The following is a 6,867-nucleotide window of genomic DNA, read 5'->3' on the forward strand; positions in this document are numbered from 1 at the left end:
CTCGCATGCTGTGGTGGACGAAGATCCGGGCGCTGGTTCCGTACGCCCTGTGCACGGCGCTCGTCGCCGTCTGGGCCGCCGCCGGCCCCCGCGCCGAACTGATGCTGCCGAACGCCGTGGCGCAGCTGAGCCTGGCGATACCCACGCCGTGGCTGCTGCCGGTGATTCCCGCCGTGTGCTGGGCGGTCGGCCACGAACGGGCCGCGGCGACCGGCGAGACCACGGCGGTACGGCCGGTGCCCCGGTACCTCATGGTGGTCCTGCTGTCGGCCCTCGCCGTGGTGACGGCGGGGGGCCTGCTGGGGGTGGCGCTGGACGGCACGACCGACGGGCTGGCGGCGGCACGCAATCTCGCCGGCTACATGGGCCTGGTCCTGCTGGTCGGAGAGCTCGCCGGGCCGCGTGCGGCGAGCCTCTCGGTGGTCGTCCTGCCCGTCGCCTGCGCCCTGGTGGGCGCCGACGCGGACGGCGCGTTCTGGTGGGCCTGGCCCATCGCGGAGCCGGGCAGCCCGTCGTCACTGCTCCTCGCGCTGGTGACGCTCGTCGCCGGGATCGTCGTGACGGTACGTCGGCCGGGGGCACTGCCGATCCGGGCCGGATGATCACACCCGGTGCCCGGTGACGGCGGCCGGCCGCCGGGCCGCGGCCGCCGTCAGCGCCTCCGCGCCCGCCACACCAGGTAGAGCGCGGAGGCCACGGCGGCCGCCCGCACCACCCACGGCCACATCCCGCTGAGCGCCTCGCCCAGCGCCTCGCCGCCGGGCGCCACCGGCTCGCCCCAGCGGCCGTCGATCCTTCCCCACAGCCACACGGCGGCTCCCGCCGCGACCGCGCCCGGCAGCCCGAGCACGGCCCACTTCGCCTCGGCGCGGCTGAGCCGGTTCGACGCGTACGCGAGCAGCCAGCCGCCCAACAGGGCCAGCAGCGAGCCGAGCACGGCCCCGGCGACCAGCAGGGCGGCGGCCAGCAGCAGCACCGGGCTGCCGAGCGGCCTGCGGGCGGGCCGCGCCTCCTCCGCGCGGGCACGGCGGCGCAGCAGCGTGATCAGCGGGACGAGACGGCGGCGCTCGGCCGTGGCGCCCTGGGCGCCGGCCGTCTCCGTCCCGGCCGTCTCCGTCCCGGCGGCGTCCGACACGGCCCGCGTGCCCTCCGCCTCCTTCTCGTCCTTCCTCGGCGGGGGCTTCAGTATTTCCGGGATCTCCACGCCGCCGCGGAACCCCGGCACGATCTCGGCCGCCCCCAGGGGGCCTTCCTCGACGCGCCACCAGTCCGGCTGCGTGTCCGCCTCGCCGCGCTCGTCCATGCCGAGCAGATGGGGACCGCGCGGCTCTGCGGGCGGCGCGGGCGGCGGATCGGTCTTGCGGGGGCGCGGGATCAGCCGGCGCGTGCGGGAGGTCCGCTGCTCGGGGACGGCGGGTTTGGGGTGGGTCGCGGCCGGCCGCGCGGGCTTCCGGTCGCCCCGGCCCTGTGCCCCGCCCGTGCCGCCGGCGCCCGTGCCGTCGCCGTTCGCCGCCGTCGCCACCACCTCGTCCGGTGTGCCGAGCGCGCCGAGGATGCGACGCACCGACGCCGGACTGTCCGCACCGTCCTCGGACCGCCGCCGGTCGATCTCGTCCCGCAGCGACGCCACCAGCCGCATACGGCTCTGCGAGGACAGCTGTCGCTGCTGGGCCAGGTCGCCGACCCGGCTGAGATAGTCGAAGACCAGCTGGTCGCTCTCGATCCCCACAGTGCCCCTCCACGGCCATGGGCTGCCGCCCTGTCCCGACGTTAGCGCCTGCGCAGGGGCTAACGTGGTGCGGATGGCGACCGGTGAGCTCGATCGGGAGGCGCACGTGCCCGAAGGCAATGGTGGTTCGGCGGCTCCGCGCACCCTCGCGGAGGCGTTGCGGGCGCGGGGCGACGAGGGGCTGGCCGCGCTGCTGCGCGCCAGGCCCGACCTGTTGGCGCCCGTCCCGAGCGATCTGACGCAGCTCGCCACGCGGGCCGGCACCCGTGCGTCCGTGCTGCGGGCGCTGGAACGCCTCGACCGGTTCACGCTGCAGACCGCCGAGGCGCTGGCCGTCGCTCCGGACCCCGCGCCCTACGCCGTCCTGCTGGGGCTGATGGCCGGCGACGAGGGCGACGCCGACATCGAGGCGGCGCTGCCGGGCGCCGTCGAGGAGTTGCGCGCGCAGGCGCTGGCATGGGGCGACGACGAGCGGCTGCGGCTGGTGCGGACCGCGCGCGAACTGCTCGCCCCGTCCCCGCAGCACCCCTCCCCCACCGGGCTCGGGCCCACCGTCGCCGAGGCCACGGCCGGGATGTCGCCGGGCCGGCTGCAGGAGATCCTCGGCGCGGTAGGACTCCCCACGACGCACGACCCGGTGTCGGCGGTCGCCGCCCTGACGTCGCTGTTCACCGACCCGGAGCGGATGGCCGCGCTGCTCGACACGGCGCCCCCGGACGCGCTCGGGGTGCTGGACCGGCTGGTGTGGGGGCCGCCGTACGGCGAGATCACCCCGAATCCCGCGCCTCCCGTGCGGTGGCTGCGCGAGCGCGGTCTGCTGCTGCCCGCGACGGCGCGCACCGTCGTGCTGCCGCGCGAGGCCGCGCTGCACCTGCGCGGCGGGCGGGCGCACCGGGAGCCGGTGCCGTTGGCCCCGGTCCTCGCCCCGGCCCGGGAACACCGTCCACAGGTTGTGGACAACACGGCGGCGGGCCAGGCGTACACCGCGCTCGCGACCGTCGAGGAACTGCTGAAGGAGTGGAACGAGGGCGGGCCGGGCGTCCTGCGCGCGGGCGGCCTGTCGGCCCGTGACCTCAAGCGCACGGCGGTCGCGCTGGACCTCACCGAGGAGGGCGCGGCGTTCTGGCTCGAACTCGCCTACGCTGCCGGGCTGATCGCCTCCGACGGCGAGGCCGACGAGCGCTACGCGCCGACACCGGAGTACGACGAGTGGCTCGCGCTGCCGGCCGCCCAGCGATGGGCCCGGCTGGCCGGCGCCTGGCTGGCCGCGACCCGCACGGCCGGGCTCGTGGGCGGCCAGGACGCCAAGGGCCGCACCCTCTCCGCGCTCGGCCCGGAACTGGACCGCGGTCCGGCCGCCGAGGTCCGCCACCGGGTGCTGGCCCTGCTCGCCGGCCTCCCGGCGGGCGCCGCGCCGGACCCGGACACCCTCCTCGCCCGCCTCCGCTGGGAACGCCCCCTGCGCGGCGCCGCGGGAGCGGGCACCGACCTGCGCGCCCGTCTCGCCACCTGGACCCTCACCGAGGCCGAACTCCTCGGCGTCACGGGCCGCGGCGCCCTCTCCACCCACGGCAGGGCGCTCCTGCCGGAGCGGACCGCGACGCCCGCGCACGGCCGGGCGCCGGGCACGCCCGCCGCCGGGGCTCGGCCCGCCGACGCGGCGGACACACACCCGGCCACCACGGCGGACACGCCCGGCGCCGGGGCCGGGGACAAACTCCCCGTGCACGGGCGGGACCGGCACCTCGGGGAAGCGGCCGCCGCCCAGGCCCGCGCCGCGGCGCTGCTCGCACCACTGCTGCCCGAGCCCGTCGACCACGTGCTGCTCCAGGCCGACCTCACGGCCGTCGCACCCGGCCCGCTGCGGCGGCCCCTCGCCGACACCCTCGCCGTCCTCGCCGACGTCGAGTCCAAGGGCGGCGCCACGGTCTACCGCTTCACACCCGCCTCCGTACGCCGCGCCCTCGACGCCGGGCAGACCGCCTCCGACCTGCACGCGTTCCTGGCCGCCCACTCCAGCACGCCCGTTCCCCAGCCGCTCGCCTACCTGATCGACGACGTCGCGCGGAAGCACGGCCACCTCCGCGTCGGCGCCGCCTCGGCGTACGTGCGCTGCGACGACGACGCACTCCTCGGCGAGATCCTCGCCGACAAGCGGTCCGCGTCGCTGCGGCTGCGCCGGCTCGCGCCGACCGTGCTGGCCGCCCAGGCCGACCCGGCGACGCTCCTGGAAGGCCTGCGGTCGATGGGCTTCGCACCCGCCGCCGAGTCCGCCGAGGGCGATGTCCTGATCACCCGCGCGAACGTCTACCGCACCCCGCCGCGCACCGCGCCCGTGCCCGTCCCGGACGGCCCGCCGACGCCCGACGGCACGCTGCTCGGCGCCGCGATCAAGGCGATCCGCGCGGGCGACCTGGCCTCGACGGTCGTCCGCAAGGAGGAGCCCGGCGCCGCGGCCGACGGCGAGCTGCCGCGCACCTCCCCGGCCGAGACCCTCGCCACCGTGCAGGCCGCCGCGATGACCGGCTCGGCCGTGTGGATCGGCTACGTCAACGCGGAGGGCGCCGCCAGCCAGCGCGTCATCGCCCCCGTCCGGGTCGAGGGCGGCTTCGTCACGGCGTACGACCACACGGCGGACGAAGTCCGCACGTACCCCCTGCACCGCATCACGGGCGTCGCCGAACTCGCCGAGGATTAGGGCGTGTTTCGCCCTGGCCCCGATCATGCGCGGACGGAGTGGTTTTCCGCCCTGCGGGTGATCAACGCCCCACCTCCGGGGGACACTTCGCATCCCCGCGGCGTGGCCTGGGCAGCCACGCTGCGTCCGTTTGACGCACCGAGGAAGGCAAACCCCATGCGTCGTGTCATCACTGTCCTGCTCGCCGCCGTGGCGTTGCTCAGCGCCGTGGTCTCCCCCGCGGCGGCCGTCGGCGTCGACCCGGCCGCGGTGCTCCCGGGCGGCACAGCCATCAGCGCGGCCGTCGAGGCCATCGGCATCACGGTCTGATGAAAGGACCGGAACCGGGATTGATCCGCCGTCTCACCGTCGGCCTGGCCGGCGCCGTGCTCTTCCTCGCCGCCCTGGCCACCGAGGCCTCCGCCCTGCCCCTGCCCCCGCTCGGTGGCGGCGGCGGGGGCGGACCGCTCGCCGACATCCAGGTCGAGGGGCCGCTCTTCAACAGCCCCCTCATCTGAGTCCCGGATCCGAGCCCGGCATCCGAGCCGGCATCCGGGCCGGCATCCGGGCCGGCATCCGGGCCGGCATCCGGGCCGGCATCCGAGCCGGCATCCGGGCCGGCATCCGAGCCCGTAGCCACTGCCTCACCGGTCGCGACCGCCCGTGACCGGTGAACCGTCTCCCGCCACCACCCCCGCTTACGCCGCCGATGCGTAACACTGGATGTTTGGCCACGCACCGAGGCCGCCAGGAAAGGGTGAGGCGTGAACGGACCACTGATCGTCCAGAGCGACAAGACACTCCTGCTCGAGGTCGACCACGAGCAGGCCGACGCATGCCGTCGTGCCATCGCTCCGTTCGCGGAGCTGGAGCGTGCCCCCGAGCACATCCACACCTACCGCGTCACCCCCCTCGGGCTGTGGAACGCCCGCGCCGCCGGGCACGACGCCGAGCAGGTCGTCGACGCGCTCGTCGAGTACTCCCGCTACCCCGTGCCGCACGCGCTGCTCGTCGACGTCGCCGAGACGATGGCCCGGTACGGGCGGCTCACGCTCACCAAGCACCCCACGCACGGGCTGGTGCTCACCACCACCGACCGGCCAGTGCTGGAGGAGATCCTCCGGTCCAAGAAGGTCCAGCCCCTGGTCGGCGCCCGGATCGACCCGGACACGGTCGCCGTGCACCCCTCCGAACGCGGCCAGATCAAGCAGACGCTGCTGAAGCTGGGCTGGCCGGCCGAGGACCTCGCCGGCTACGTGGACGGCGAGGCGCACCACATCGCCCTGGCCGAGGACGGCTGGGCCCTGCGCCCCTACCAGAAGCAGGCCGTCGAAGGCTTCTGGCACGGCGGTTCCGGAGTCGTTGTCCTCCCCTGCGGCGCGGGGAAGACGCTGGTCGGAGCCGGGGCGATGGCCCAGGCCAAGGCCACGACGTTGATCCTGGTGACGAACACGGTCTCCGCGCGGCAGTGGAAGCACGAACTGGTCAAGCGGACGTCGCTGACCGAGGACGAGATCGGCGAGTACAGCGGTACGAAGAAGGAGATCCGCCCGGTCACCATCGCGACGTACCAGGTGCTCACCACGAAGCGGAAGGGCATCTATCCGCATCTGGAGCTCTTCGACTCCCGGGACTGGGGCCTGATCGTCTACGACGAGGTGCATCTGCTGCCCGCGCCGGTCTTCAAGTTCACGGCCGATCTCCAGGCCCGGCGGCGGCTGGGGCTGACCGCGACGCTGGTGCGCGAGGACGGGCGCGAGTCGGACGTCTTCTCGCTGATCGGTCCGAAGCGGTTCGACGCTCCCTGGAAGGAGATCGAGGCGCAGGGCTACATCGCACCCGCCGACTGCGTCGAGGTCCGCGTCAATCTGACCGAGTCGGAGCGGCTGGCGTACGCGACCGCCGAGACGGAGGAGAAGTACCGCTTCTGCGCCACGACGGCGACGAAGCGGAAGGTCACCGAGGCGCTGGTGAAGCGATTCGCCGGGCAGCAGATCCTCGTCATCGGCCAGTACATCGACCAGCTCGACGAACTGGGTGAGCACCTGGACGCGCCGGTGATCAAGGGCGAGACGTCCAACGCGCAGCGCGAGAAGCTCTTCGACGCGTTCCGGGAGGGCGAGATCTCGGTGCTCGTGGTGTCCAAGGTCGCGAACTTCTCGATCGACCTGCCGGAGGCCACGGTCGCCATCCAGGTGTCGGGCACCTTCGGGTCGCGGCAGGAGGAGGCGCAGCGGCTGGGGCGGGTGCTCCGGCCCAAGGCGGACGGGCACCAGGCGCACTTCTACTCGGTGGTCGCACGGGACACCATCGACCAGGACTTCGCGGCACACCGCCAGCGGTTCCTGGCCGAGCAGGGCTACGCGTACCGGATCGTCGACGCGGACGAGCTACTCGCCACGGAGCCGCGCCGGGACGCGGACCCGGATCTCAGCGGGGCGTGAGGCCCGCGCGGGTGTGC

6 protein-coding genes are annotated in these 6,867 nt (G+C 75.1%); 5 read left to right on the forward strand and 1 reads right to left on the reverse strand.

Annotation, left to right across the window (positions count from 1 at the left end; genetic code table 11):
* Nucleotides 1-5: 5 nt before the first annotated feature.
* Nucleotides 6-602, forward strand: a complete 597-nt coding sequence (locus tag ACY34K_RS27755; RefSeq protein WP_462751871.1) for a hypothetical protein — start codon at nt 6-8, stop codon at nt 600-602.
* 50 nt (nt 603-652) lie between these two features.
* Here ACY34K_RS27755 and ACY34K_RS27760 read toward each other — a convergent pair whose 3' ends face one another.
* A complete protein-coding gene (locus ACY34K_RS27760) occupies nt 653-1,729 on the reverse strand; it encodes a hypothetical protein (protein ID WP_462751873.1) in 1,077 nt (358 codons plus the stop codon).
* Between the two features lie 73 nt (nt 1,730-1,802).
* On the opposite strand from ACY34K_RS27760, the gene ACY34K_RS27765 reads away from it, so the two are divergent.
* The 4 genes from ACY34K_RS27765 to ACY34K_RS27780 all read left to right on the forward strand — a co-directional run bounded on the left by ACY34K_RS27765 (nt 1,803) and on the right by ACY34K_RS27780 (nt 6,850).
* Entirely contained in the window at nt 1,803-4,427 is a 2,625-nt protein-coding gene (locus ACY34K_RS27765) for a helicase-associated domain-containing protein (protein WP_462751874.1), read from the forward strand.
* A 156-nt stretch (nt 4,428-4,583) separates the two neighbouring features.
* On the forward strand, nt 4,584-4,736 hold the full coding sequence (locus ACY34K_RS27770) for a hypothetical protein (protein WP_462751876.1): 153 nt from the start codon (nt 4,584-4,586) through the stop codon (nt 4,734-4,736).
* Between the two features lie 20 nt (nt 4,737-4,756).
* The gene (locus tag ACY34K_RS27775; RefSeq protein WP_462751878.1) at nt 4,757-4,924 is read left to right on the forward strand and encodes a hypothetical protein; all 168 of its coding nucleotides are present in this window, start codon (nt 4,757-4,759) and stop codon (nt 4,922-4,924) included.
* A 246-nt stretch (nt 4,925-5,170) separates the two neighbouring features.
* A complete protein-coding gene (locus tag ACY34K_RS27780) occupies nt 5,171-6,850 on the forward strand; it encodes a DNA repair helicase XPB (RefSeq protein WP_462751880.1) in 1,680 nt (559 codons plus the stop codon).
* Nucleotides 6,851-6,867 lie beyond the last annotated feature (17 nt).

This window comes from Streptomyces sp. STAM6 (assembly GCF_054963715.1).

What these genes read in the sequence shown, in the direction of transcription:
- ACY34K_RS27755 (WP_462751871.1), top strand. Translation starts at nt 6, where the DNA reads ATGCTGTGGTGGACGAAGATCCGGGCGCTGGTTCCGTACGCCCTGTGC.
- ACY34K_RS27770 (WP_462751876.1), top strand. Translation starts at nt 4,584, where the DNA reads ATGCGTCGTGTCATCACTGTCCTGCTCGCCGCCGTGGCGTTGCTCAGC.
- ACY34K_RS27765 (WP_462751874.1), top strand. Translation starts at nt 1,803, where the DNA reads ATGGCGACCGGTGAGCTCGATCGGGAGGCGCACGTGCCCGAAGGCAAT.